This window comes from Fructilactobacillus sp. YLN 2507, assembly GCF_059614085.1.
Window position 1 is genome coordinate 220,777 of record NZ_CM184303.1, and the last position, 22,649, is coordinate 243,425.

26 protein-coding genes are annotated in these 22,649 nt (G+C 35.1%); 22 read left to right on the forward strand and 4 right to left on the reverse strand.

The annotated features are described in order from the left end of the window. The first annotated feature begins 60 nt into the window (after positions 1-60). The 6 genes from AC0GLY_RS00985 to AC0GLY_RS01010 all read left to right on the forward strand — a co-directional run bounded on the left by AC0GLY_RS00985 (position 61) and on the right by AC0GLY_RS01010 (position 5,219). Entirely contained in the window at positions 61-1,239 is a 1,179-nt protein-coding gene (locus AC0GLY_RS00985) for a DUF998 domain-containing protein (protein WP_496611727.1), read from the forward strand. Between the two features lie 46 nt (positions 1,240-1,285). Next, positions 1,286-2,170, forward strand: coding sequence for an aldo/keto reductase (locus AC0GLY_RS00990; RefSeq protein WP_496611728.1), 885 nt, complete (start codon positions 1,286-1,288; stop codon positions 2,168-2,170). 96 nt (positions 2,171-2,266) lie between these two features. After that, entirely contained in the window at positions 2,267-3,118 is an 852-nt protein-coding gene (locus tag AC0GLY_RS00995) for a DUF975 family protein (RefSeq protein WP_496611729.1), read from the forward strand. Between the two features lie 50 nt (positions 3,119-3,168). After that, positions 3,169-4,284 (forward strand): alpha/beta hydrolase, encoded by a 1,116-nt coding sequence (locus AC0GLY_RS01000; protein WP_496611730.1) that lies wholly within the window; start codon positions 3,169-3,171, stop codon positions 4,282-4,284. Between the two features lie 78 nt (positions 4,285-4,362). Next, positions 4,363-4,617, forward strand: coding sequence for an acyl carrier protein (locus tag AC0GLY_RS01005; RefSeq protein ID WP_496611731.1), 255 nt, complete (start codon positions 4,363-4,365; stop codon positions 4,615-4,617). Positions 4,618-4,640: 23 nt separating this feature from the next. Next, positions 4,641-5,219, forward strand: coding sequence for a 4'-phosphopantetheinyl transferase family protein (locus AC0GLY_RS01010; RefSeq protein WP_496611732.1), 579 nt, complete (start codon positions 4,641-4,643; stop codon positions 5,217-5,219). A 48-nt stretch (positions 5,220-5,267) separates the two neighbouring features. Here the strand turns inward: AC0GLY_RS01010 and AC0GLY_RS01015 are convergent, their stop codons facing one another. Next, positions 5,268-6,530 (reverse strand): adenylosuccinate synthase, encoded by a 1,263-nt coding sequence (locus tag AC0GLY_RS01015; RefSeq protein WP_496611733.1) that lies wholly within the window; start codon positions 6,528-6,530, stop codon positions 5,268-5,270. A 231-nt stretch (positions 6,531-6,761) separates the two neighbouring features. On the opposite strand from AC0GLY_RS01015, the gene AC0GLY_RS01020 reads away from it, so the two are divergent. After that, a complete protein-coding gene (locus AC0GLY_RS01020; RefSeq protein WP_496611734.1) occupies positions 6,762-8,147 on the forward strand; it encodes a class II fumarate hydratase in 1,386 nt (461 codons plus the stop codon). 50 nt (positions 8,148-8,197) lie between these two features. Here AC0GLY_RS01020 and AC0GLY_RS01025 read toward each other — a convergent pair whose 3' ends face one another. Continuing rightward, complete coding sequence (locus AC0GLY_RS01025) at positions 8,198-9,196, reverse strand: YczE/YyaS/YitT family protein (protein ID WP_496611735.1); 999 nt, start codon at positions 9,194-9,196, stop codon at positions 8,198-8,200. Between the two features lie 171 nt (positions 9,197-9,367). Between AC0GLY_RS01025 and AC0GLY_RS01030 the strand changes: the two genes are divergently transcribed. The 15 genes from AC0GLY_RS01030 to AC0GLY_RS01100 all read left to right on the forward strand — a co-directional run bounded on the left by AC0GLY_RS01030 (position 9,368) and on the right by AC0GLY_RS01100 (position 20,374). Continuing rightward, complete coding sequence (locus AC0GLY_RS01030; protein ID WP_496611736.1) at positions 9,368-9,538, forward strand: hypothetical protein; 171 nt, start codon at positions 9,368-9,370, stop codon at positions 9,536-9,538. Between the two features lie 247 nt (positions 9,539-9,785). Continuing rightward, positions 9,786-10,232, forward strand: coding sequence for a 3-hydroxyacyl-ACP dehydratase FabZ (fabZ, locus tag AC0GLY_RS01035; RefSeq protein WP_496611737.1), 447 nt, complete (start codon positions 9,786-9,788; stop codon positions 10,230-10,232). Next, the gene (locus tag AC0GLY_RS01040; RefSeq protein WP_496612217.1) at positions 10,229-11,209 is read left to right on the forward strand and encodes a beta-ketoacyl-ACP synthase III; all 981 of its coding nucleotides are present in this window, start codon (positions 10,229-10,231) and stop codon (positions 11,207-11,209) included. Before fabZ ends, AC0GLY_RS01040 begins: the two co-directional genes overlap by 4 nt. 28 nt (positions 11,210-11,237) lie before the next feature. After that, entirely contained in the window at positions 11,238-11,492 is a 255-nt protein-coding gene (locus tag AC0GLY_RS01045) for an acyl carrier protein (RefSeq protein ID WP_496611738.1), read from the forward strand. Between the two features lie 14 nt (positions 11,493-11,506). After that, positions 11,507-12,421 carry an ACP S-malonyltransferase gene (locus tag AC0GLY_RS01050; RefSeq protein ID WP_496611739.1) on the forward strand — a complete coding sequence of 305 codons (915 nt, stop codon included), beginning with the start codon at positions 11,507-11,509 and terminating at the stop codon, positions 12,419-12,421. Positions 12,422-12,423: 2 nt separating this feature from the next. Next, positions 12,424-13,158, forward strand: coding sequence for a 3-oxoacyl-ACP reductase FabG (fabG, locus tag AC0GLY_RS01055; protein ID WP_496612218.1), 735 nt, complete (start codon positions 12,424-12,426; stop codon positions 13,156-13,158). A gap of 25 nt (positions 13,159-13,183) precedes the next feature. Beyond that, on the forward strand, positions 13,184-14,425 hold the full coding sequence (fabF, locus tag AC0GLY_RS01060) for a beta-ketoacyl-ACP synthase II (RefSeq protein ID WP_496611740.1): 1,242 nt from the start codon (positions 13,184-13,186) through the stop codon (positions 14,423-14,425). Then, positions 14,425-14,853: an acetyl-CoA carboxylase biotin carboxyl carrier protein gene (locus AC0GLY_RS01065; protein ID WP_496611741.1), complete on the forward strand. Its 429-nt coding sequence runs from the start codon at positions 14,425-14,427 to the stop codon at positions 14,851-14,853. The genes fabF and AC0GLY_RS01065 overlap by 1 nt, the downstream gene beginning before the upstream one ends. Position 14,854: 1 nt before the next feature. Then, on the forward strand, positions 14,855-15,265 hold the full coding sequence (locus tag AC0GLY_RS01070; protein ID WP_496611742.1) for a 3-hydroxyacyl-ACP dehydratase FabZ family protein: 411 nt from the start codon (positions 14,855-14,857) through the stop codon (positions 15,263-15,265). An 8-nt stretch (positions 15,266-15,273) separates the two neighbouring features. Then, positions 15,274-16,644, forward strand: coding sequence for an acetyl-CoA carboxylase biotin carboxylase subunit (locus AC0GLY_RS01075; RefSeq protein ID WP_496611743.1), 1,371 nt, complete (start codon positions 15,274-15,276; stop codon positions 16,642-16,644). Next, positions 16,634-17,470 (forward strand): acetyl-CoA carboxylase carboxyltransferase subunit beta, encoded by an 837-nt coding sequence (locus AC0GLY_RS01080; RefSeq protein WP_496611744.1) that lies wholly within the window; start codon positions 16,634-16,636, stop codon positions 17,468-17,470. The genes AC0GLY_RS01075 and AC0GLY_RS01080 overlap by 11 nt, the downstream gene beginning before the upstream one ends. Continuing rightward, on the forward strand, positions 17,463-18,233 hold the full coding sequence (gene accA / locus AC0GLY_RS01085) for a carboxyltransferase subunit alpha (RefSeq protein WP_496611745.1): 771 nt from the start codon (positions 17,463-17,465) through the stop codon (positions 18,231-18,233). Before AC0GLY_RS01080 ends, accA begins: the two co-directional genes overlap by 8 nt. 67 nt (positions 18,234-18,300) lie before the next feature. Next, a complete protein-coding gene (gene fabI, locus AC0GLY_RS01090; protein ID WP_496611746.1) occupies positions 18,301-19,062 on the forward strand; it encodes an enoyl-ACP reductase FabI in 762 nt (253 codons plus the stop codon). Continuing rightward, positions 19,016-19,819 (forward strand): biotin--[acetyl-CoA-carboxylase] ligase, encoded by an 804-nt coding sequence (locus AC0GLY_RS01095; protein ID WP_496611747.1) that lies wholly within the window; start codon positions 19,016-19,018, stop codon positions 19,817-19,819. The genes fabI and AC0GLY_RS01095 overlap by 47 nt, the downstream gene beginning before the upstream one ends. A gap of 15 nt (positions 19,820-19,834) precedes the next feature. Further along, the gene (locus tag AC0GLY_RS01100; RefSeq protein ID WP_496611748.1) at positions 19,835-20,374 is read left to right on the forward strand and encodes a TetR/AcrR family transcriptional regulator; all 540 of its coding nucleotides are present in this window, start codon (positions 19,835-19,837) and stop codon (positions 20,372-20,374) included. A 176-nt stretch (positions 20,375-20,550) separates the two neighbouring features. Here AC0GLY_RS01100 and AC0GLY_RS01105 read toward each other — a convergent pair whose 3' ends face one another. Further along, positions 20,551-20,754, reverse strand: coding sequence for a cold-shock protein (locus AC0GLY_RS01105; protein WP_041817938.1), 204 nt, complete (start codon positions 20,752-20,754; stop codon positions 20,551-20,553). Positions 20,755-20,909: 155 nt separating this feature from the next. After that, the gene (locus AC0GLY_RS01110) at positions 20,910-22,586 is read right to left on the reverse strand and encodes a phosphoenolpyruvate carboxykinase (protein WP_496611749.1); all 1,677 of its coding nucleotides are present in this window, start codon (positions 22,584-22,586) and stop codon (positions 20,910-20,912) included. Positions 22,587-22,649 lie beyond the last annotated feature (63 nt).

Consider the following 22,649-nt stretch of genomic DNA (forward strand, 5'->3'; position numbering starts at 1 on the left):
GCCCTTATGGGTCTTTTTTTATGGCGTTAATCATAAAACAAAAAGGGGAATTTTTAGAATATGGGCAACCAGAATTACCACATTGAAATCCCGGAACAAGTTATAAAACAAATTAAGCTTAAAGCAAATGAAAAGTTAGATTTAAAAATTGAAAACAACGCCATTCGGTTGGAAAAACAAGCAGATGCAGAAAATACTGGATGGGATGTGTCTTACTGGTGGAGTGTAATTCCGGCACTAATTACTAGCATTATCTTTTTCTTATACTTCACACTAAAAAAAACGAGTTCGGTTAAGTTTACAGGAAGTTATTCAATTGCTACTGCTACAATTATCTTAGGATTAGTTTCAGGATTAATTCTTTTTGCAATCTTTTTCGTTAAGGCTCGTAATCAATCTGTAAATTCGATTTATCGAAATTTATATTGGCGAAACTTTCCTACAATTATAATTTCATTTACTGCTATTTTATTAATTGGATTATTAGGAATTTTTTGGATTTTAGCACGAGTTTTTATGGGAGTATCATTTGGAATTTATACGGCAACTTTATTATTTTTAGTTTTCCAAATTATTATTAATATGGTTATGATTCTATTAGCCGAAAACATTACTCCAACAATGTTAGTTGATGTATTTGTAATTACGATTTTTGGGGGAGTTATGATTTCTATGCTCTCAAATGGTAATTTACGTTGGTGGAAACATAACATTAGTTTTTTAGGTACTAATAAAGCTGTTGATAGTTGGCAATTTAATTTAACTTTTATTTTTGCCGCTTTACTGATGCTTGCACTAGTTGACTATTTGTTTGTTTCAATAAAACCATTAAAGCGTCCAGTAGTGCCCACTTTAATATTACGAATTTTACTAACAGTCTTAGCAATTAATGCAATGTGTGTCGGTTTAATTTCAAACGATCGGCAAATTCCTTGGATGCATCATTGGCATGATATTTGTGCTTGGGCAATGGCTTTTGATATTATCATTTTAATTGTTGGAATTAAGTGGTTATGGCCAGGAATTTCTAGAAACTTTCTTCGAATTTCAAATACATTAGGAATTTTGATTGTACTAGCTAGCTTTTTGTTTAAAGGAGCCCATTACTTTTCACTAACTGCTTATGAAATTTTTGCTTCGGCTTTAGCATTTTCTTGGATTATGATGTTATTTCAATATATTTTGAAACAGATTAACCGAGGAACACATGAATTTGTGGTGGAAGTGAAGCAAGATTAATGAAAAGTGATCCTGAGAGTTTTATACTCTAGGTGAGGTGATTGATATGAATTTAAATTTAGAATCAACCGTTAAATTAAATAACGGAGTGGATATGCCACGTTTAGGACTAGGAGTTTGGCGTAGCGATAACGCCACTGCTTCTCAATCCGTTCGTTGGGCATTAAAGCATGGATACAAAGCAATTGATACCGCAAAACAGTATGGTAATGAAGCTGGGGTTGGTGATGGACTTACCCAAGGACTAGCAGAAAATGGATTAAAACGAGAAGATGTTTTTTTAACCACTAAAATTTTTAATGGTGACGCTGGTTACGATTCAACCATTGCCGCTTTTGCTGAACAATTAAAGCGTCTTCAAACTAGTTATGTTGATTTAGTTTTGATTCACTGGCCAGTGACTGATAAATATAATGAAACTTGGCGTGCTTTAGAAGATCTTTATCGGGATGGTAAAATTAGAGCAATTGGGGTTTCTAATTTTGATATTCAAAGACTTCGTGATTTAATGCAACATGCTTCTATTAAACCAGTGATTAATCAAATGGAATTTAATCCTTTAGAACAAGAAACTGATATTAAGGACTACTGTGATCGTCATAATATTCAATTGGAAGCATGGTCACCACTTGGTCATGGTGAAGCCCTTAATCATCCACAAATTAAAAAAATTGCCGATAAGTACGATAAAACTACGGCACAAGTAATTATACGTTGGGAATTACAACGTGGAATTAATACCATCCCTAAGTCAACTCATGAATCATTCATTCAAGAGAACGCTAATGTATATGATTTTTCACTTTCAGATGACGATATGGATTTGATTAATAGTTTGAACTTAGATAAAAGATCAATTTGGTATGGCGACTTCCAATGGAGTGGGAATCCAGATGGTGGTGCTGATACGGTTGATCAGTGGGAAAAATAAACTAAAAGTCACTCTATATGGGGTGATTTTTTATTTGGGTTTAATCAAGAGCTAACTTCTGTTAAAATAAGAAATAAAAAGGTGGAGGAATTTAAGATGATTATTGATGTATTAAAAGATGGTTTAAAAACCGTTAAAGAACATAAGTGGGCCATTTTAGGAATGGCGTTACCTTCATTGATTGTGAGCCTATTTGCAAATGGATTTTCTAATACTAGTTCAATTTTAACTTCAGCGGCTAGTTTTCCTTATAACCCAACTGCTTTAGTAACGGCCCTTCAAGGATCATTTTTTGTAATGATGATTATTTCAATTATTGTTACTTTGTTTAAAGTTTCCTTACAAATGGGACTTTTTCAATCTGATCAAGATGGTAAGTTTGAATTTAAAAAAGCTTTTGTTGCGTTTAAAGGTTTAACTTGGATTTCAGTAATTGGAATTTCATTTTTAGTCGGTTTAATTGGGTTAATTTTTTTCTTAGTATTTAGTGGAATTACTGGAGGATTTGTAGTTGCTGGAATTACAGAACAAAATTCATTTTTGTTTGCGGTTGCTGCATTGGTTAGTTTAGTTGGAGTAGCACTTTATGCCTACATTGCTTTAGGTTTATACTTTGTTTTCTTGACTTACTATGTTGATACTAAAGATTTAGATAATGGGCTTTTCAAAGCTTTCCCTGAAACTTGGAAATTAATGAAAGGACATCGATATCAATTATTAGGCTTAATCGTTTTACAAGCCGCTATGGCAATAATTGCTGCGGTAGTCTTTGGTGCTTTAGTTACCGTAATTGCTTGGTTAGTAAGTCTAATTGATGTAACTGGGTTCGCCTTAATTTTGTCGATTATTTTAGGAATTATAGTTTTTGTTGCTGGACTAGTGGTCTTTCTATTTTTCCAATTCTGGTTTACTATGGATGGAATTAAGTTTTTTGAAAGACTTAAATAATTAAAATAAAAAATCACCTGATTAGGTGATTTTTTTTGGAGGAAATTAACATGCAAAACAATCAGGACTGGGCACCTACAACGGCGGAATATTATCACCGTTTAAAGCAAATTTCACCTAACTACAGTGTAACTAATTTTAAGCGTAATGATGATAATATTTTAGTTAATAAAAAATCATTAGCTGTAGAAGATAGTTTAGATAGTTATACTATTAATTTTGATAAAAGTCGCCATGGACACCATGTTGCTCGTAGTTTAGCAACTGAACGAGCTAATAATGATATTTCGTCTAGTGAAGCTCAAGCCGCTTTAGCAGCCCGTGAAAATAACGGTTGTTATGATTTAGATCTTTCATATAACGTTTTAGAAAACGAAATCGATATCAATGATGCCATATTATATCAATATGTTTTTGCAAATGAAGCTGCTAAAAAGCCGGCTTTCATTTATTTTCATGGCGGTAATTTTTATGGAAATACTCCAGATAATACCAAAAATTTTGGGAAAAAGCTTGCCGAGTTAATGCAAGGATCGGTCTTTAATGTTGACTATCCAAGAACTCCTGAAGCAGATGTTGATTCATTGACTAGTGCCGCTTGGCATGCTGTTGAATTTGTTGCAACCCATGCAGAAGAACTTAACGTTGATCCTAATCGAATTTTCGTGACGGGGGATAGTGCAGGTGGAAATATTGCTGCAGTGATGAGTAGTTTTGATATCCACAAAGCAACTGGATACATTAACGGCCAAGTTTTAATTTATCCAATGTTAGATGTTGCAACAATTCCGACTAAGCAAAAGTTACCTACTATGGAAAATTTTGCCGTTGACTTAATTGAAACTATGGATAATGAAAACATTGCATCATTGGCCACCTTAAAAGTAATTTATCTTGGAAAGCATAAAATGAGTGACCCAATTATTTCACCGATTAATAGTAGTGAAGCAACGTTTGCAAAAGCTCCTCGGACTATGGTAATTGCAGCAGAATATGATTGTTTAACTCCACAAGGTTACACATATGCTAAAAGTGTCGCAAAAAATAATAATGATGTTGAATACATTTGGTATGCCGGAATGATGCATGGATTCGTTACTAGAATGGGAATTATCCCGCAAGCTGAGGATCTTGCTCGAGAAATGGCACTATGGTCTAAGCGTTAAAATTTTATTTATTAATTGTAATTGTGTTAAAATTGAGTTGTTACAAAGTTTATTATTAAAATAATGGAGTGAATAATTATGGCTGAAAAAGCAAACAAAGAACAAATTTTTGATGAAATTAAAGAAATCGTTGTTGATCAAACTGATTTAGATGAAAGCAAAATTACAATGGATGCTAACTTCAAAGAAAATTTGGAATTAGATAGTCTTGATGTTTTTGAAATTGTTGATGCACTTGAAGATAAGTATGATATTGAAATTGATGGTGATGAAGGAATGGCAACTGTTCAAGATTTAGTTGATTATGTTGCTAAACAAATTGACGCCAAATAGTTTTTAAATGGGAGGATTCACACTTGTTAAAGTTTAAAAGTGGAAGACTCACTGATTTACAATATCAACCTTATTATCAAAAGTTCGAGATTGAGAATCATCCTAAACAGCAACAAACTTTGGTTGGTAAAATATTATTAGCTAAGTTACTAGACGTACCAGAAGATACCTTTTTAGCTGATGAAGAATTTAAGAATGGTGAACACGGAAAGCCCTATTTTAAGCAATGTGGTGAACATTTCAATATTTCTCATTCATCTAATCTAGTGACAGTTGCGATATCTGATCAACCAATTGGAATTGATATCGAAAAGATTAAACCTAAAAAGCTTGAGAAATTAAGCCACGCTTTTACGGTAGCTGAAATTGATTATCTTAATCAATTACATGATCCGAGAAAGTCAGAACAAATTTTACGTTTGTGGACCATTAAAGAAGCAGTTTTAAAAGAATTGGGATTGGGGTTAGTTAGTAAACCAAAATCGATTGAAGTTTCTTTACCGCAAATGGATTATGCTATTCGGAATGGTGAAAAGTTTAAAATTAACTTTTTAGGCATTGACCATGATTATATTGGAACGATGGCGACAAAAGCTGAGTAAAATAAAAGCCGATAATTACTGAAGTATCAGTAATTATCGGCTTTTATTTTAGCGTTTATGAGTTTGTTCTCGATCAGGACCAACTGAATACCAATCAATCGGTACATTAACTAGTTTTTCAATTGTTTTAATATAATTTTGGGCATTTTCAGGAAGTTTATCAAAAGTATCACACTTAGTAGTATCAACTTTCCAACCAGGAAGTTCTTGATAAATTGGCTTACATTGGTCTAAGACATCCAAGTTAGCGGGATAAAAATCAATGATGTTACCATTTAATTCATAACCAGTACAAACCCTAATGGTATCTAGACCATCTAGGACATCGACACAGTTCATTGCTAAACTAGTCAACCCAGATACTCGAGCAGCATGCCGAAGCGCAACTGTATCAAGCCAACCAATTCGACGAGGGCGTTTAGTGACGGTTCCATATTCATGAGCAGTGTCACGAATGTAATCGCCAATTTCATTTAATTGCTCAGTAGGGAAAGGACCTTCACCCACCCGAGATGTATAGGCTTTGCAAACACCGATGACATCAGTAATTTCAGTTGGACCAATTCCAGCGCCGACAGCAGCACCACCAGCAACCGGATTTGAAGAAGTTACATAGGGGTAGGTTCCATGATCAATATCTAACATGATTCCTTGAGCTCCCTCGAAAAGGATATTTTGTCCCTCGGCTTTATTGAGTAGGTCAGAAGTATCAATTACGTATTTTTTCATTCGTTGACCATATTCTTTGTATTCTTCATACATTGAATCAAAGTCAAGGGGTTCTACTTCGTATAGTTTAGTTAATAATTCATTTTTTTGCCGAAGGGTTTCTTTTAAAACTCTCTTTAAAGTTTCTGGATAAATTAAATCAGCTACACGAATTCCAACCCGGGCAATTTTATCCATATAAGCGGGACCAATTCCTTTTTGGGTAGTTCCAATTTTATTAGTTCGGTCTTTTTCATTAAGTCGATCTAGTAAAATATGATATGGCATAATAACTTGAGCACGTGAAGAAATACGAAGGTTATCAGTTGGCACTTGGTTATCATTTAGGTATTTCATTTCGCGAAAAAGTGCCTTAGGGTTTAGAACAACTCCATTGCCAATCATAGCAATTTTATCAGAGTAAAAAATCCCTGATGGAAGAAGTTGAAGACTGAACTTCTTGTTATTAAAAACGATGGTGTGTCCAGCGTTGTCACCACCTTGATAACGAGCGATGATATCAGAATCTTTACTCAAGTAATCAACAATCTTACCTTTTCCTTCATCGCCCCATTGACTACCAACTACAACTGTAACTGACATATTGTGCACCTCACATAAATCCCAATTTATTTTTGAACCACAGTTATTTTAGCAATCATTATTAAGTAATTCAAGACTTTTGAAAAAATTAACAAAAACAAAGTTCGTCTTTGTTTATTATCAATGTTATAGGTCATATTTATCTGGTTTGATTGACAAAAAATACGAACAATAGGAAAATAAAAGAATTATTAACGAAGTTGGTTTAAAACAAAAATAGGAGAAACAAGCATGAAAAACGGTTATCGAATTGAAAATGATACTTTAGGAGAAGTAAAAGTCCCCAATGATGCTCTCTGGGGTGCCCAAACGGAACGAAGTCGTCATAATTTTCCCGTTGGGCCATTGATGCCGGTTTTGGTAATTAGAGCATTAATTACCATTAAAATGGCAGCAGCTAAGGTTAACGGTAAAATGGGTGAATTAAATTTAAAGCGGACCAACGTAATTGTAAAAGCAGCAGAGCAGTTACTAAAACTTCCAGATCAGAATTTAATGAGAGACTTTCCACTACATGTTTATCAAACGGGTTCAGGAACGCAAACTAATATGAATGTGAATGAAGTGTTAGCTCATGTTGCTAATCAAATTGATCCAAAGGCTAAAATTTTACCAAATGATGATGTTAATCATTCACAAAGTTCTAATGATACTTTTCCAACAGCCATGAATATTGCTGGTGTGGAAGCAATTAATCAGCTTATACCAGCATTAGAACATTTAATTGAGGTCTTTAATCAGCTTTCAAAAAAGTATTGGAATGTCGTTAAGCTTGGAAGAACTCATTTACAAGATGCAACTCCAATGACTTTTGGGCAAGAAATTTCAGGTTGGTCCAGTACGCTTGAACATGATGTAGAATTTATCAAATTGAACGCACGGGGATTACTTGGGTTACCGATCGGTGGAACAGCTGTGGGGACAGGATTAAATACGGCAACAGGCTTTGATCAAGCAATGGTTAAGGCGTTAAGTGGAATTTACAACGAAAAATTTAAAGTTGAAAACAAATTCTATGGGTTAACTGCCCATACAGCCCTCACAAATACACATGGAGCAATCAGTACTTTGGCTACGGACTTAATGAAGATTTCCAATGATATTCGATTTTTAGCCAGTGGACCACGAGCTGGGTATGGTGAAATTAGAATTCCAGCTAATGAACCAGGCTCATCAATTATGCCTGGGAAAGTTAATCCAACACAGACTGAGGCAATGACGATGGCTGCAACCAAAATCATGGGAAATAACACTACAATTGAGGTTGCTAACAGCCAGGGAAACTTTGAAATGAACGTTTATAAACCCGTAATAATTGCAACCTTTATTGAATCCATTGAACTACTAGTTGGATTGTTACCTAACTATACAGATAAACTAGTTGCTGGAATTCAAGTTAATGAGGAAGAAATGAAAAAACTGGTCGATGAATCACTTATGACGGTTACGGCTTTATCTCCGCACATTGGATATCATAATGCGGCTTCAATTGCTCAATTGGCGATGAAGAATGGACTTAATCTACGGGAAGCTGCTGAAGAATCAGGTTTTCTTAGTGGAAAAGATTTTGATAAATGGGTTAATCCGTTAAAAATGACAAATAATCAGCGGCATTAGTTGGAAAATAAAAAGAGCCCGGTAAGCACCGTGCCCTTTTTATTTTGTTTTTATTTTTGTGAATTAGAGTTGTTATCAGTACTCTCAGGATGATGCTTAGGTAATTCACCACGTTTATCACGTTTAACTAATTCGGCAATTAACATCCGATATTGAGTCCGATATTGATTGTAAGCCCGTTGTGATTCTTTCATATGTTGTTCTGTACTTTGAATGTTTTTCAATAATTCTTGATTAGTGTATCCAGCTAAGTGCATTTGGAAGTCTAAAGTTGAGTTGTAAGCATTAGATAATGAATTATATCCAGATTTAGTAGCACTCGTAACGACGTTAGCCAATGATTTGAATGATGGTTTTTCACTAAGATCATTAATGTAGTCCATGGTAGGGGTACTAATGGTTCGATCCCAGTAAGAAATTAGTGGACCGGCGAAGAAAGCGACCACAATTGAAGCAAAACCAATAGGACCGCTGGCAATTACGGCAGCAATTAAGAAACAAATGTCTTGTCCAACTCGAGCAGTTTTGTATTTAATATGGAAACGACTTGAAATGATTGGTGCAATGGCATCATAAGGTGCCACCCCTAAACTTGGAGCCATGTATAGAGAACTACCTGCTGTAAACATTAATAGTCCTAAAATTAGGTCGGCAACTAAAACTAAAGCAGTAACCTTCCCTGGGAAAAGAACATGGTAAAACGAAGAAAACCATTGAATTTCAAATCCAACAAGTACCATGTTCATAATGGTTCCAATTCCGATTTTTTTACGATCAAGAAAAAGAACAAAAATGAAAATTACCAAGTTGGCACCTAATTGATAAACACCAAGGGTAGTATGAAATTTGGTTGCCATTCCGACGTTTAGAGCAGTAAAAGGATCAAGCCCTAAAATTGGCGAAGCTTTTAATAACGCAGCTCCCATTGACAAAATTGCGATTCCAACAAACGACATTAAAGTTCTAAGAGAAACATTGACTACTTTACCCCAACCAGACAGGTTTTGGGTTACTTCTGCTTCACTTGGCTGTGATCCTGTATTTTCCATATTAATTCAATTCCTTTCATATAAAAACAAATGATAATGCGTTAATTATACCACATTCGAAAGTTTCAAAAACTTTACTAATAATTATTAAAATAAAGCATGATAAAATTAATTATCTATATTATAATAAACAATAGATAGATGGGAAATTTTTGAATAGAAGGTGTTTTTATGAAATTTTTAGCACTAGGTAAAAAAGAAATTATGGCCTTAAATAAGTGGAGAGCACGTGAGATGCGTACTAGTCAATTACATCGACTAATGCATTTTAGTAAAGCAACCACTTTAAAATTATCTGATCGTCAAATTAATCTATTTATGCAAACTAAATTAAAATACTAATATCAAACCAAGAAAAACGAAGTTTCAATTATTGAACTTCGTTTTTTGTATATTCATAAGTGAAGGTTTAATTTGTTACGCATTGATATATTTGTAACAGCCACCATGATTAGCTGGCAATCCTTGACATCAAAGGGTTTTCTCGAGTTATTATAAACTTGTTTAAGACTTAAAATTGGTAAAATTAGTTCAAATTTACGAGAATTAAGATGTTGTGTAAACGAAGAAAATTTTTTGAGGTGAAAACATGGCTGTAATGAATGCAAAAGAAATCATGGATTTAATTCCAAACCGTTATCCAATTTTATTTATTGATCGTGTGGATGAAATGGTACCTGGAGAATCAATTGTTGCAACTAAGAACGTTACAATCAATGAAGAATACTTTCAAGGACATTTTCCTGGGAATCCAGTAATGCCTGGAGTTTTGATTATTGAATCAATGGCTCAAGTTGCTTCAATCTTAATTCTTAAATCCCCACAATTTGAAAATAAGACTGCTTATTTAGGTAGTATAAAAAACGCTAAATTTAGACGAATGGTTGAGCCAGGAGATGTCTTAACTTTTAAAGTTACGATGGATAAGGTTCGCGACCGTACTGGATCAGTTTCATGTATTGCCTATGTAGGTGAAGAAAAATGTTGTGAAACTAAATTAACCTTTATTGTTGATAAAAACGAAAGAACAAAATAACTATGAGTAGCTTTAGAATTAAAGCAATTGCTAAGGCTGTTCCTGAAAAAGTTGTAACTAATACTGACTTAACCAACATCATGGATACTTCTGATGAGTGGATTAAACGGCGGACGGGAATTTCACAAAGACACATTGCTATTGATGAAAGTAATACGGAAATGTGTGTTTCAGTAGCCAATCAGTTAGTTCAGCAGTCTGGCATTGACGTTAAACAAATTGACTTTATTATTGTGGCAACCATGTCAGGCGATTATTTAACTCCAGCAACCGCTGCTAGTGTTCAAGGAGCAATCCACGCTTCCAATGCGGTTGCATTTGACATTGATGCTGCTTGTTCGGGATTTGTTTACGGAATTTCCGTAATGAATGCTTTATTAGCTGGAAAAAAAGACGGAATTGGGATTGTCATTGGTGGAGAAAAATTAAGTCGCTTAGTTAATTGGCATGATCGAGGAACCGCTGTTCTTTTTGGTGACGGTGCCGCAGGAGTGTTAGTCCAAAATGATGGTAGCGATTCTCAGATTATGGGAGAAAATTTGCGTACTTTTGGTGAAGCAGGTATGAGTTTAACCGCTGGACATCATGCAGGACACTCACCCTTTGGCGAAAGTCATGATCAAGATGATCAATTTTTAAAAATGGATGGTCACGCAGTCTATAATTTTGCTACTAATCGGGTTCCAGAATCAATAGAAGCGGCTGTTGACGCAGCTGGCCTAGATTTAAATGACATTAAATATTTTATTATGCACCAAGCTAATGAAAGAATTGTCAAACGAGTTGCTAAAAAGTTATCATTATCGATGAACCATTTTCCAATTAACATTAACAATTATGGGAATACAGCTGCAGCTAGTGAACCAATTTTAATGGCCGAGCTTGCAGAACACGGCCGACTAAAACGTGGCGACTATCTTGCCTTAACTGGCTTTGGTGGTGGATTAACGGTCGGAACAGTTATAATTAAATATTAAAAAATTACATTTTATTAGGAGAATTACAATGAGTGAAAATAATCAAGATCAAATTTTAGCTAAAATTAAAGAAGTAGTTGCAGATCAAATGGATGATATTAACGTTGACGAAATTCAATTAAGTACTAATTTAAAAGATGGATTAGACTTAGATAGTTTAGATATTTTTGAAATTGTTGATGCTTTAGAAGACGAATATGATATCGAAATTGATGGTGATGAAGGAATCGAAACGGTCCAACAATTAGTTGATTATGTGCAAAAACAAATTGACGAAAAATAATTTGGGGATAATTAATGAAAAAAATTGGTTATTTATTTAGTGGTCAAGGAAGTCAGTTTCCTAATATGGGAACTGATTTATACCAAAGTGAATCTGCCTATCGTGATGTAATTGATGAAGCCTCTACGGTTTTAGGAATTGATTTAGCGGATACTGAAAACATGGATGATCCTAAAAATGTGCAAATGGCAATCTTAGCAATGGAAATTGGAATTTATCAAACAATTGCTAATCATTTGCCAAAGGCTGAAGTAATGATGGGACTTAGTCTAGGAGAATACTCGGCATTAGTTGCTAGTGGTGCTTTAAATTTTAAGGATGCGGTAGATTTAGTTAAAGATCGTTCTCATTATATGGCCGATGCTGGGATTCAAAATCCAGGTTCAATGGCCGCAATTCTAAAACTTGATCCACAAACAGTGACTGAAATTTGTCAATCAATTTCTGGAGCTTATCCTGCTAACTATAATACTAATGTTCAGACAGTGATTGGTGGAACTGAAGCTGGAGTTCAAGCAGCTAATGTAGCTCTTAAAGCAGCTGGCGCTAAGCGTGTGGTTCCTTTAAAAGTGGCAGTTGCTTCACATACTCCGTTAATGATGGAAGCTAGTAATAATCTAGCAAAACGACTTGAAACGGTGCACTTTAATGATTTTGTGGTTCCAGTTATCAGCAATACGACGGTCAAACCATTCAATAAGGCCACCGTTAAAGCGACCTTACAAAATCAGTTAATTAAACCAACTCATTTTGCTGAGGATTTAAACTTTTTGCAAGCACATTTTCCGGTTGATGCTTTAATTGAAATTGGTCCAGGGGAAACGTTAACCAAATTTGCTAAAAAGACGTTAAAGGGGATTGAAACGTATCACATTGATAGTGTTGCAACTTTAAATGAAGTTCAAACAGCTTTAGAGACGGAGGATTAATGATGACTGAAAAAAAGATTGTACTGGTAACAGGTGGAACTAAAGGAATTGGACTTGCTACAGCACAGCGATTAGCTAAAAATGATCATAATTTGGTAGTGATTAATTCTCATCGAGAGTTAGATGATGCTGCCAAAGCTGAATTGATGCAAAAGTTTTCTAGTCCGGTCGAAATTGTGACTGGAGATGTGGCTAAGGAAGATGATGCTAAGCGCATGGTCGATGATTTAGTTGAAAAGTTTGGCCATCTAGATGTTTTAGTCAATAATGCGGGAATGACGCAAGATAAGCTAATGACTAGAATGACAGAAACATCGTTTAAAGATGTACTCAACACTAACCTAGTTGGAACTTTTAATATGTCAAAATTTGCTTTAAAGACCATGCAAAAGAAACGTACGGGAGTAATTATTAACATGTCAAGCATTGCAGGAACACATGGTAACGTTGGTCAAGCCAACTATTCTGCAAGTAAAGCAGGGATTGTTGGGCTAACCAAAACTACTGCTCAAGAAGGAGCATTGCGTGGGGTCCGTTGTAATGCAATCGCACCAGGTATGATTAAAACTGCTATGACTGATAAATTAAGCGACAAAATTATTAAGCAATGGGAAGGCCAAATTCCACTTCGTCGGTTTGGCGATGTTGAAAATATTTCTCAAACTGTTGAATTTTTAGTTGAAAATGATTACATCACTGGCCAAGTAATTACGGTTGATGGTGGGCTTACAATGTAAATTGGCTTTTCAAAGGAGAAAATTAATGAGTAAAAGAGTTGTAGTAACAGGAATCGGAGCAGTTTCTCCAATTGGAAATTCTGCAGAAGATTTTATTAAAAATATGTTAGATTCACAAGTTGGAATTGCACCAATCACTAAATTTGATGCTTCAGAAACAGGAATCACGGTTGCTGGTGAAGTGAAGGATTTTACCCCATCAGATCGACTTTCAAAAAAAGATTACAAACGACTTGACCCATATGCTCAATACGCTCTTTACACCGCTAAAGAAGCTATGGATCAAGCGGGATTAGTTGAAGGCGAAAACTATCAACCAGAAGACCTAGGAGTAATTTATGGAACTGGAATTGGTGGAATTGAAACGATTGAAGAACAAGTAATTAAAGCACATGAAAAAGGGCCACGTCGTGTATCTCCTCTCTTTGTTCCCAAAGCAATTTCTAACATGGCTGCTGGAAATATTTCAATGTATTTTGATGCTAAAAATACTTCACAAGCTATTGTAACAGCCTGTGCTTCTGGAACTAATGCAATTGGAAATGCTTTTGAATTTATCAAACAAGGAAAAGCTAAAGTTATGATTACTGGAGGGGCTGAAGCAGCGGTTACTAACATGGGAATTGCTGGATTCGCTGCCCTAACAGCTTTATCAGAATCAACTGATCCCAAAACGGCTTCAATGCCATTTGATGTTGACCGTAACGGCTTTGTATTAGGTGAAGGTGCAGGAACTTTAGTACTTGAAGATTATGACCATGCTAAAGCACGTGGTGCAAAGATTTTGGCGGAAGTGGTAGGCTATGGAACAACTAGTGATGCTTACCATCTAACTGCTCCCGATCCAGAAGGTAAAGGTGCCATTATGGCAATGAAACAGGCTGTTGATGAAGCCGAGATTGCCACAGATGAGCTTGATTATGTAAATGCCCATGGGACTGCTACGCATGCTAATGATGCAGGAGAGAGCGCTGCAATCGGTAAATTATTTGCTGATAATGACCATCTTAAAACCAGTTCAATCAAGGGAATGGTTGGACATTCTCTTGGGGCAGCAGGTGGATTAGAAGCAGTTGCCTTAGTTGGAGCTTTAGAAAACGGACAAATGCCAGTTAACGTCGGAATGAAAAATCAAGATCCTGAAGTTAAAATTGATTTAGTTAATGATGAAAATAAAAAAGCACCAATCAAAACGGCAATTAGTAATTCCTTTGGTTTTGGTGGACATAATGCAGTTATTGCAATGAGAAAGTGGGAAGATGACTAATGAATGAAGCTGACATCGAACGCTTACTTGAAAAATTTGATCAGTCCGGTTTACAAGAATTAAAAATTGATGGTAACGGTGTTGACGTTTATTTTAGTAAGTTAGTTAATAAAAACGAGCCGGCAGCTCCTGTAGTGGGGAACACTTCACAACCACTTGAATCGAAAAAATCGACTTCAGCCAGTGAAAATTATAAATTAAAGGCTTCAATGGTTGGATTGGTTTACTTTGCTCCTAGTCCAGATAAACCAGCTTATAAAAAAGTCGGAGATCATGTCAAAAAAGGAGAAACAATTTGTGCAATTGAAGCCATGAAATTAATTAACGAAGTTAAGAGCCCAGTTAGTGGAACAATTACTAATCGGTTAGTTAATGATGGTGAAATGGTCGAATTTGATCAACCAATTTTTGAAATCAAGGAGGATTAATATGAATTATCAAGTTAGTGATTTTATTCCTCAGCGTTATCCTTTTGAAATGATTGATAAAATTATCGATGTACAACCAGGAAAATCTGCAGAAGCAGTTAAAAACCTTTCAGTAAATGAATGGTTTTTTTCAAATGGAAATCAATTTAGTTTGCCACATCCAATTATTATCGAGGCATTAGCCCAAACAGGAGTAGTAGCAATTCTTTCGATGCCCGAACATAAGGGGAAAAACGTTTTTTTTGGTGGAATTAAAAGCGCTGATTTTAAAGCTGATATGCATCCAGGAGATGTCTTACACCTAAATGTTGAGTTGACGAAGCTTAAACGGAATATTGGGGTTGGACATGCCGAAGTAATTCGGAATCATGAAGTGATTGTAGATGCTAATTTAATGTTTGCGATTGAATAGGTGAATAGATGTTTAAAAAAGTATTAATTGCCAATCGTGGTGAAATTGCAGTACAAACAATTCGTGCATTACACGAACTAAACCTTCAAGCAGTTGCTGTTTATTCGACTGCTGATGCAGATAGTTTGTTTGTAAAAATGGCAGATGAAGCAGTTTGTATTGGAAGTGGCTTGCCGCAAGATTCTTATTTAAAAATGGGATCTGTACTAGATGCAGCAGTTTTAACGGCCTCAGATGCAATTTTCCCCGGATATGGTTTTTTGTCAGAAAATAGTGAATTTGCAGAACTTTGTCAAGAATATGGGATTAAATTTATTGGTCCATCTGCAGAAGTGATTGATTTGATGGGAAATAAATCTAATGCAAAAGCAACTATGAAAAAGCTGGGGGTACCTACGATTCCAGGATCTGATGGCTATCTTAAAGATTTAAATCAGGCTTTAGAAATTGCTCATCAAATTGGGTATCCAGTAATGTTAAAAGCTGCTGCCGGTGGTGGCGGAAAGGGAATTCGTCGAGTTGATGGTGACGATGAATTAAGAAAGGCTTACGTTGATACAAAACAGGAAGCAAAGCTTTCTTATGGTGATGATCATTTGTATTTGGAAAAAGATCTTTCGGATGCCAAGCACATTGAAATGCAGGCGATTGCGGATCAACAAGGTCATGTTGTTTATTTTCCAGAACGGGATTGTTCTTTACAAAGAAATCATCAAAAGATTATTGAAGAGTCGCCTTGTTTAGGGCTTTCTTCTGCTGAACGGCAACGGATGGGAAAAATAGTGGTAAACGCTATGAAGGGTATCCACTATGAAAATACGGGAACCTTTGAGTTTTTAATGGATCGTGATCATCACTTCTATTTCATGGAAATGAATACCCGCTTACAAGTGGAACATACCATTACTGAAGAAGTGGCTGGAGTAGAATTAATTAAAGCCATGATTATGGTAGCAGAAGGTCAAGTCCTTCCGTTTGATCAAACTGATTGTAAGGCAAAAGGGTACGCTTTAGAATGTCGAATTAATGCTGAAGATCCTGCAAAAGGTTTCCAGCCAACTCCGGGAACCATTGAATCTATTCATTTTCCCTTTGGAACAAAAGGGGTTCGCATTGACTCAGGAGTAGAAGCGGGGAGTAAAATTTCACCATTTTATGATTCAATGATTGCTAAGATTATTGTACATATGCCTACTAAGCAAGCAGCGGTTAATAAAATGGTACGTGCCTTACAAGAATTTGAAGTTAAGGGAGTTAAAACCAATCGAGAATTTTTAGTTGACCTACTACAAGATCAACATTTCTTAGATGGTGACTTTAACAACCTTTATGTGGAAGATCATTTTTTGAAAGAATGGGTGAAGCATCATGATAAATAACGATGGAAAGCCTAGTCCACAAGAGTTACAAAAAAGGATGGATGACATCCCATCAATTTGGATTAAATGTCCTTTCTGTGGGACGGCAATTTATAAAAAACATTTAAATCAATATCAAACGTGTCCAGAATGTGGATATGGTTTTCGTCTGGGAGCTCAAGACCGAATTGACTTGGTATGCGATAAATTTACGCCGATGAATCTTGAAATTAAAGCTAATTCTAAATTTGATAGTCCTAAATATTTAGAAAAATTAACTAAAGCTCGGAAAGTAACGGGTTTAAATGAAGGAGTACTTTCTGGAATTGGTGTAATTGATGGGCATCAAGTAGCTATTGGAGCGATGGATTGGCGTTTTATTATGGGAAGTTTGGGATCTGCTACAGGTGAAATCATTGCTCGTTTGTTTGAAAAAGCGACCAAGTTGAAATTACCAGTTATTTTATTTACAGCTTCTGGTGGTGCACGGATGCAAGAGGGAATTGAATCCTTAATGCAAATGGCTAAGGTATCTGAAGCGGTTGCACAACATAGTAAGGCAGGCCTGTTATACATTAGTTATCTTTGCGATCCAACGACTGGTGGGGTAACTGCTAGTTTTGCGATGCAAGGAGATTTGATTTTTTCTGAACCGCATACGTTAATTGGATTTGCTGGCCGACGTGTCATTGAACGAACCATCCAACAAAATCCACCCAAAGACTTTCAACGAGCCGAAACTTTGTTAAAGCATGGTTTTTTAGATGCCATTATTAAACGAGAAGACATGAAAACAACGCTTAGTCAGGTGCTTTCACTTCACGAAGGTGGTGACAGTAATGACTAAAAAAGCAGCATTTGAACGGGTCTTAGATGCTCGCTCTAAAGATAAAATTAGTATCAAAAATTTGATTAACGGAATTACGGATAGTTTTATTGAACTCCATGGTGATCGAGCTTATGGTGATGATGAAGCTGTTTATGCGGGAATTGGTTCGTTGAATGGGCAATCAGTTACAATTATTGGAATTCGAAAGGGTGATGATGATTGTAATGACGCTGATGTTCACTTTGGATCAGCTGAACCAGATGGCTATCGTAAAGCACTCCGCTTAATGAAACAAGCTGAAAAATTTAATCGACCTATTATTACACTTATCAATACTCCAGGGGCTTATCCAGATGTTGAAGCTGAGTATCATGGACAAGGGTATATGATTTCTCAATTAATTTTACAAGGAATGCAATTAAAAGTTCCTTATATTTCTGTAATTGTTGGGGAAGGTGGTAGTGGAGGTGCGCTTGCACTTGCTGTAGGAGATTGTGTCTGGGCTTTTGAAAATAGTATCTATTCAATTCTTTCACCAGAAGGCTACGCTACCATCCTTTGGAAAGATTCAAGTCGAGCTCGAGAAGCTGCTGAAGTAATGAAGTTAACTCCTGAAGATTTAATCAAAAACGGGGTTATTGATAAAATTATTCCAGAAGTTAAAACTTCTACTGAAATTAAACGGTTTAAAGAGCAATTATTTGATAAAATAAAAGAGTTAAGTGTATTATCCAAAACAGAAATGTTGCAAAAAAGATTTGAACGTTATCGTGAATTTTAAACACTAACTAGCCAATAGATTTCCATTAGTTAGTTTTGTGTCTTAAATCAAGGAGGAGTCAACGAGCATGGATTTATTAAAAGGTAAGAAAATTGTCGTAATGGGAGTTGCCAACAAAAAGAGTATTGCCTGGGGTTGTGCTCAAGCAATTGAAGCTCTTGGTGGCCAAGTTGTATTAACTTACCAAAATGATCGGATGAAAAAAAGCCTTGATCGTTTTGTGAGCGAAGATACTTTAATGATAGAATGTGATGTTGCAGAAGATAGTAATGTTGAAAAGGCTTTCAAAGAAATTCATGAAAAAGTTGGTAAGATTGATGGAGTAATTCATGCGATTGCTTATGCTGATAGTGAAACCTTACAAAATGGAGTAATTAACACTAAAAAAGCTGGTTTTAACTTAGCTGAAGATGTTAGTGCTTATTCCTTTATCTCAGTTTCTCGTGAAGCTGCAAAGATTATGAACGAACAAGGTAGCATTCTTACTTTGACTTATATGGGATCAACTTATGCAATTCCTAACTACAATATGATGGGAATTGCGAAAGCTTCTCTTGAATCTGCAATGCGTTACTTAGCAGCAGAATTAGGTCAACAAGGAATCACAGTTAATGCTCTTTCAGCAGGTGCCGTTAGAACGCTTGCAGTTACTGGTGTAAAAGGACACAATAACTTGCTTAAAACTTCTGAATCTCTTACCATCGATGGTAAAAGTGTTTCAAAGCAAGAAATTGGGAATACGGCAGCCTTCTTAATGAGTGATTTAGCTACTGGAGTTACCGGTGACGTCATTTACGTTGATAAGGGTGTTCATTTATTCAATCGTTAATAAGATGAAAGTTAGTGAAAGCAAATTATTAGATTTTATTGAGCAACCATTATCCAAATTAGTTGTTTTTGATCAAATTGATTCAACCATGAATTATGCTCAGGCCAATGCTTGGTCTGGGCTTAATTTGGTTATCGCTAATTTTCAGACATCTGGAAAGGGCCAACACGGACATACCTTTTGCTCCCCTGATACCGGAATTTATGAGACCATTATCATTCCAGCAACAGATGCTTTAATTAAGCATCCTGGAATGTTAACGTTAGGGGTAGGTGTTTGTGTCCAACAGGCCATTCAAACTGTTCTAGAGGTTACTACACAGCTTAAATGGGTTAACGATATCTATTATCATCAAAAAAAATGTGGTGGAATTCTAGTAGAAACAAAAAGTGGAAGTGACAATCAAATTCAAAATTTTATTATTGGAATTGGTTTAAATTTAATGACTAGGACTGCCTTAAATGAAGTTGAAGCAATTGGGTTACAAACAGATGATTCGTTAAAGAATGAACTGATTGCGAAAATTTATGATTTAGTGATTGAAATGTTTTCTCATCCAGATGCAACCCAAATTATTAAAGAATATCAAAAGCACTTAATTTGGAAAAACCAAATAGTTTCAATTTTAGTGAATGATGTTACAATTCTTGGTAGGATTATTGGGATAAGTTCAGATTTTAGTTTGATTTTAGTTGATGAAAATCAACAGAAACATTTTTTAACCATGGATGAATCACAACATTTACGAATTAAATAAGGATAAGGATCTTTTATGAGCAAAGAAGTTGAAAATAAAAAAAATAAAACCAAACAACAAATTATCTTTGGAATGTTTGAAATGATGATGGAAAAGCCATACGCTGATATTACTGTAAAAGAAATTTGTGAGAAATCAGAAGTTTCACGGATGACTTTTTATCGGAATTTTCATACTAAAGAGGATGTTATTTTTGGTCAATTTGAAATGGTTTATTCAACTTTCATAAGACGATTGGTAATCCAAAATCGATTTACTTTTTATGATGTAGCAACGACCTTTTTTACTATCATTAAAGAGAATCAATTAATGATGGAAGCAATTGTAAAAAATGATTTATCTAATTTTTTGTTAAATGCTTTGAGAAAATACATAAAAACTTTGGTAGATGATCAAATTTTGAAAACAAGAGAAAAATCGAATAAGTTGTTGGTTGCGATGATTTCTGGAGGGTTAACAGAAGTTATTATAACTTGGACAAAAGATGGTATGAAACAACCGATTGATGAATTAGTTATTTTTGCTTCAAAATATATGCATTTTAAAACTACTTAAAGCGAAAAAATAAAAGCTCTTCATTCCCAATTTAAATTGGGAATGAAGAGCTTTTTATTTTAAATAATGTAATCAAATTTAAATAGGTATTTTTAAGTTGCTTACATTAGATTTGTTTTTGTAAAAAAGGGGACAAAAAAACACCTCAATAAATTGAGATGTTTTTTTAAAAGTTATTAACCTTCAACGGGAGTAACGTTTGCAGCTTGTGGGCCACGATCGCCATCTTCGACGTCTAAAGTAACTTTTTCGCCTTCATCAAGAGTCTTGAATCCGTCTTTGTTGATTGCTGAGAAGTGAACGAATACGTCACCATCATCTGTGGTGATGAAACCGTAACCTTTATCAGCGTTGAACCATTTAACAGTACCTTGCTTCATAATATAATACCTCCATATAATTTTTAATGTTGCATGTTTGAATCTAATAAGGAAGTTATCTCATCATAAAACAAAACAAGAAACCTTAAAAACTCGAAACGTTACATACATCTACTATAGAATAACATATCTATAGATTTTGTCAACTATCTAACCTAGGAATTCATTAATTCATTTAATAATGATTTTGCCGAAGCATTTAAACTAGTTTTTGATTTATCATTACCCAGGTGGGTATAAATCTCACCAATGTAAGTATCATTATTGAAGAACCAATTGAAAACATCATCAATAATTGGTTGAGTACGCTCTGGCTCTTGAACTGGTCCAAAAGGATTAGCAAAGAAAGTTGTGCTCATTCCAATTTCATCAGTGGTTCCAAGTGCATTTCTTCGTCCAGCAGTAAAGGTTGCTTTTGCTTCGTCTTGATTAGCAAAGCGGTGAAGGCCAATTTCTTGATCGTAGTTGTTAGCATAAACCCACATATCGACGTGGTGATGATCTATTACGTTCGCATAGGTATTAGCTGGGATAATTACCCGTGCATTTTTTTGATCTGGATTTAAATAAATTCCCCGATCCATGTTATTAAATGCTACAGCACTACTTAAGTCATCTAAACGAACAAAGGCGCCAATTTCAGTTCCTTGGGCGTATAAATCACCATCTTTTAACGTGAAACTTCCCATGTCATCAAAGATGGTTTCGATACTAACAATTTTATCATCAGCTACTTCTTGTAAAGCCTCAATTGACTCAGACTTTCCTGCCCCAGAATCACCGAAAAACACCACTGATTTTTCTTTACCATTTGCAAATTTAATTTTAACCATTGATCCATGAATTGGTAAATGATTTGTATAAATTTGGTGTAAATTATGCAAGGTCAAACACATTTTTTTCATGTAGCCAAAGTAAGTGGTTTGATCATTATAAGGCACTTCTCCTACCCATAGGTCATTGTCGACATCGTGATAGTAATGGCTGACTTCATCTTTAGTATGGTCTAAACCAAAGAGTAAAATTAAATCAGGCTGTCGATCTGCAATTTCCTCTGCTGTTGCTAATTCAAATAGGTTTGCTAATGAAATACCAGCAGCAAAGTAATCACGATGGAAGTAAATGAAAGCAAGACTTTCTCCGATTTTAGCAGGATAGCAGAACCAATCTTGCTTTGAATCAGGATTAAAGTGCTCGATAGGGTTATAATCTACTGGTGAAAAAACTCCCTTTCGTTTGTTGCTAGGAGTCGTAATCATCATTGGTGGACGTAACATTAAAGTGTCTAAAAAGGGAATGTTGTTTAATTTTTGGTATTTTGGAGGTAGTTTAATGGCATGCTTTTTAGTTAACGCGGCTGCCGAAGTTCCGGCATTAACTTGTCGATAGGCATGATTGGTAAATCCTTGTAGTTTTTCTTCGACAGTTCGATATAATTGTAATACCAAATCATTGAATTTATTATCTAAGTCAATAAACGTATTTGCGGAATCGTTACCTTCTTTATTGAGTACTGAAATTCGTAAAAATGAGCGATAAAACGAGTATAGTTTTTCGATACTTGCTAAAATAGCGGTACGTGAATAATCAGCATATACATCATTTTGATCAAGTAACACTCTTTTAAGAGTATCAACATATTGTTCAGCAGTGACGTTATTAAAGTCATTTTTTGATGAATTAATTCGTTGTCCCTTTAAAAATTCGGTGACGACTTGAGCTAATTCTGGACTATCTAGTAAAGTAAAAATATCAGTGACATAATTTTGATTGTAATCTAAAACTGCAACCTTTCGGTTAGGATTCATATATAACGCACTTTGCTTTGCCAAAATAATAGCTCCTTATAAGTTAGTTAAAGTGATTACTAACTATTAGTAATCATCTTTAAGATT

Coding starts and splice junctions, on each gene's coding strand:
- AC0GLY_RS00985 (WP_496611727.1), top strand. CDS start 61: ATGGGCAACCAGAATTACCACATTGAAATCCCGGAACAAGTTATAAAA.
- AC0GLY_RS00990 (WP_496611728.1), top strand. CDS start 1,286: ATGAATTTAAATTTAGAATCAACCGTTAAATTAAATAACGGAGTGGAT.
- AC0GLY_RS00995 (WP_496611729.1), top strand. CDS start 2,267: ATGATTATTGATGTATTAAAAGATGGTTTAAAAACCGTTAAAGAACAT.
- AC0GLY_RS01000 (WP_496611730.1), top strand. CDS start 3,169: ATGCAAAACAATCAGGACTGGGCACCTACAACGGCGGAATATTATCAC.
- AC0GLY_RS01005 (WP_496611731.1), top strand. CDS start 4,363: ATGGCTGAAAAAGCAAACAAAGAACAAATTTTTGATGAAATTAAAGAA.
- AC0GLY_RS01015 (WP_496611733.1), bottom strand. CDS start 6,530: ATGTCAGTTACAGTTGTAGTTGGTAGTCAATGGGGCGATGAAGGAAAA.
- AC0GLY_RS01020 (WP_496611734.1), top strand. CDS start 6,762: ATGAAAAACGGTTATCGAATTGAAAATGATACTTTAGGAGAAGTAAAA.
- AC0GLY_RS01025 (WP_496611735.1), bottom strand. CDS start 9,196: ATGGAAAATACAGGATCACAGCCAAGTGAAGCAGAAGTAACCCAAAAC.
- AC0GLY_RS01030 (WP_496611736.1), top strand. CDS start 9,368: ATGAAATTTTTAGCACTAGGTAAAAAAGAAATTATGGCCTTAAATAAG.
- fabZ (WP_496611737.1), top strand. CDS start 9,786: ATGGCTGTAATGAATGCAAAAGAAATCATGGATTTAATTCCAAACCGT.
- AC0GLY_RS01045 (WP_496611738.1), top strand. CDS start 11,238: ATGAGTGAAAATAATCAAGATCAAATTTTAGCTAAAATTAAAGAAGTA.
- AC0GLY_RS01050 (WP_496611739.1), top strand. CDS start 11,507: ATGAAAAAAATTGGTTATTTATTTAGTGGTCAAGGAAGTCAGTTTCCT.
- fabG (WP_496612218.1), top strand. CDS start 12,424: ATGACTGAAAAAAAGATTGTACTGGTAACAGGTGGAACTAAAGGAATT.
- fabF (WP_496611740.1), top strand. CDS start 13,184: ATGAGTAAAAGAGTTGTAGTAACAGGAATCGGAGCAGTTTCTCCAATT.
- AC0GLY_RS01065 (WP_496611741.1), top strand. CDS start 14,425: ATGAATGAAGCTGACATCGAACGCTTACTTGAAAAATTTGATCAGTCC.
- AC0GLY_RS01070 (WP_496611742.1), top strand. CDS start 14,855: ATGAATTATCAAGTTAGTGATTTTATTCCTCAGCGTTATCCTTTTGAA.
- AC0GLY_RS01075 (WP_496611743.1), top strand. CDS start 15,274: ATGTTTAAAAAAGTATTAATTGCCAATCGTGGTGAAATTGCAGTACAA.
- AC0GLY_RS01080 (WP_496611744.1), top strand. CDS start 16,634: ATGATAAATAACGATGGAAAGCCTAGTCCACAAGAGTTACAAAAAAGG.
- accA (WP_496611745.1), top strand. CDS start 17,463: ATGACTAAAAAAGCAGCATTTGAACGGGTCTTAGATGCTCGCTCTAAA.
- fabI (WP_496611746.1), top strand. CDS start 18,301: ATGGATTTATTAAAAGGTAAGAAAATTGTCGTAATGGGAGTTGCCAAC.
- AC0GLY_RS01100 (WP_496611748.1), top strand. CDS start 19,835: ATGAGCAAAGAAGTTGAAAATAAAAAAAATAAAACCAAACAACAAATT.
- AC0GLY_RS01105 (WP_041817938.1), bottom strand. CDS start 20,754: ATGAAGCAAGGTACTGTTAAATGGTTCAACGCTGATAAAGGTTACGGT.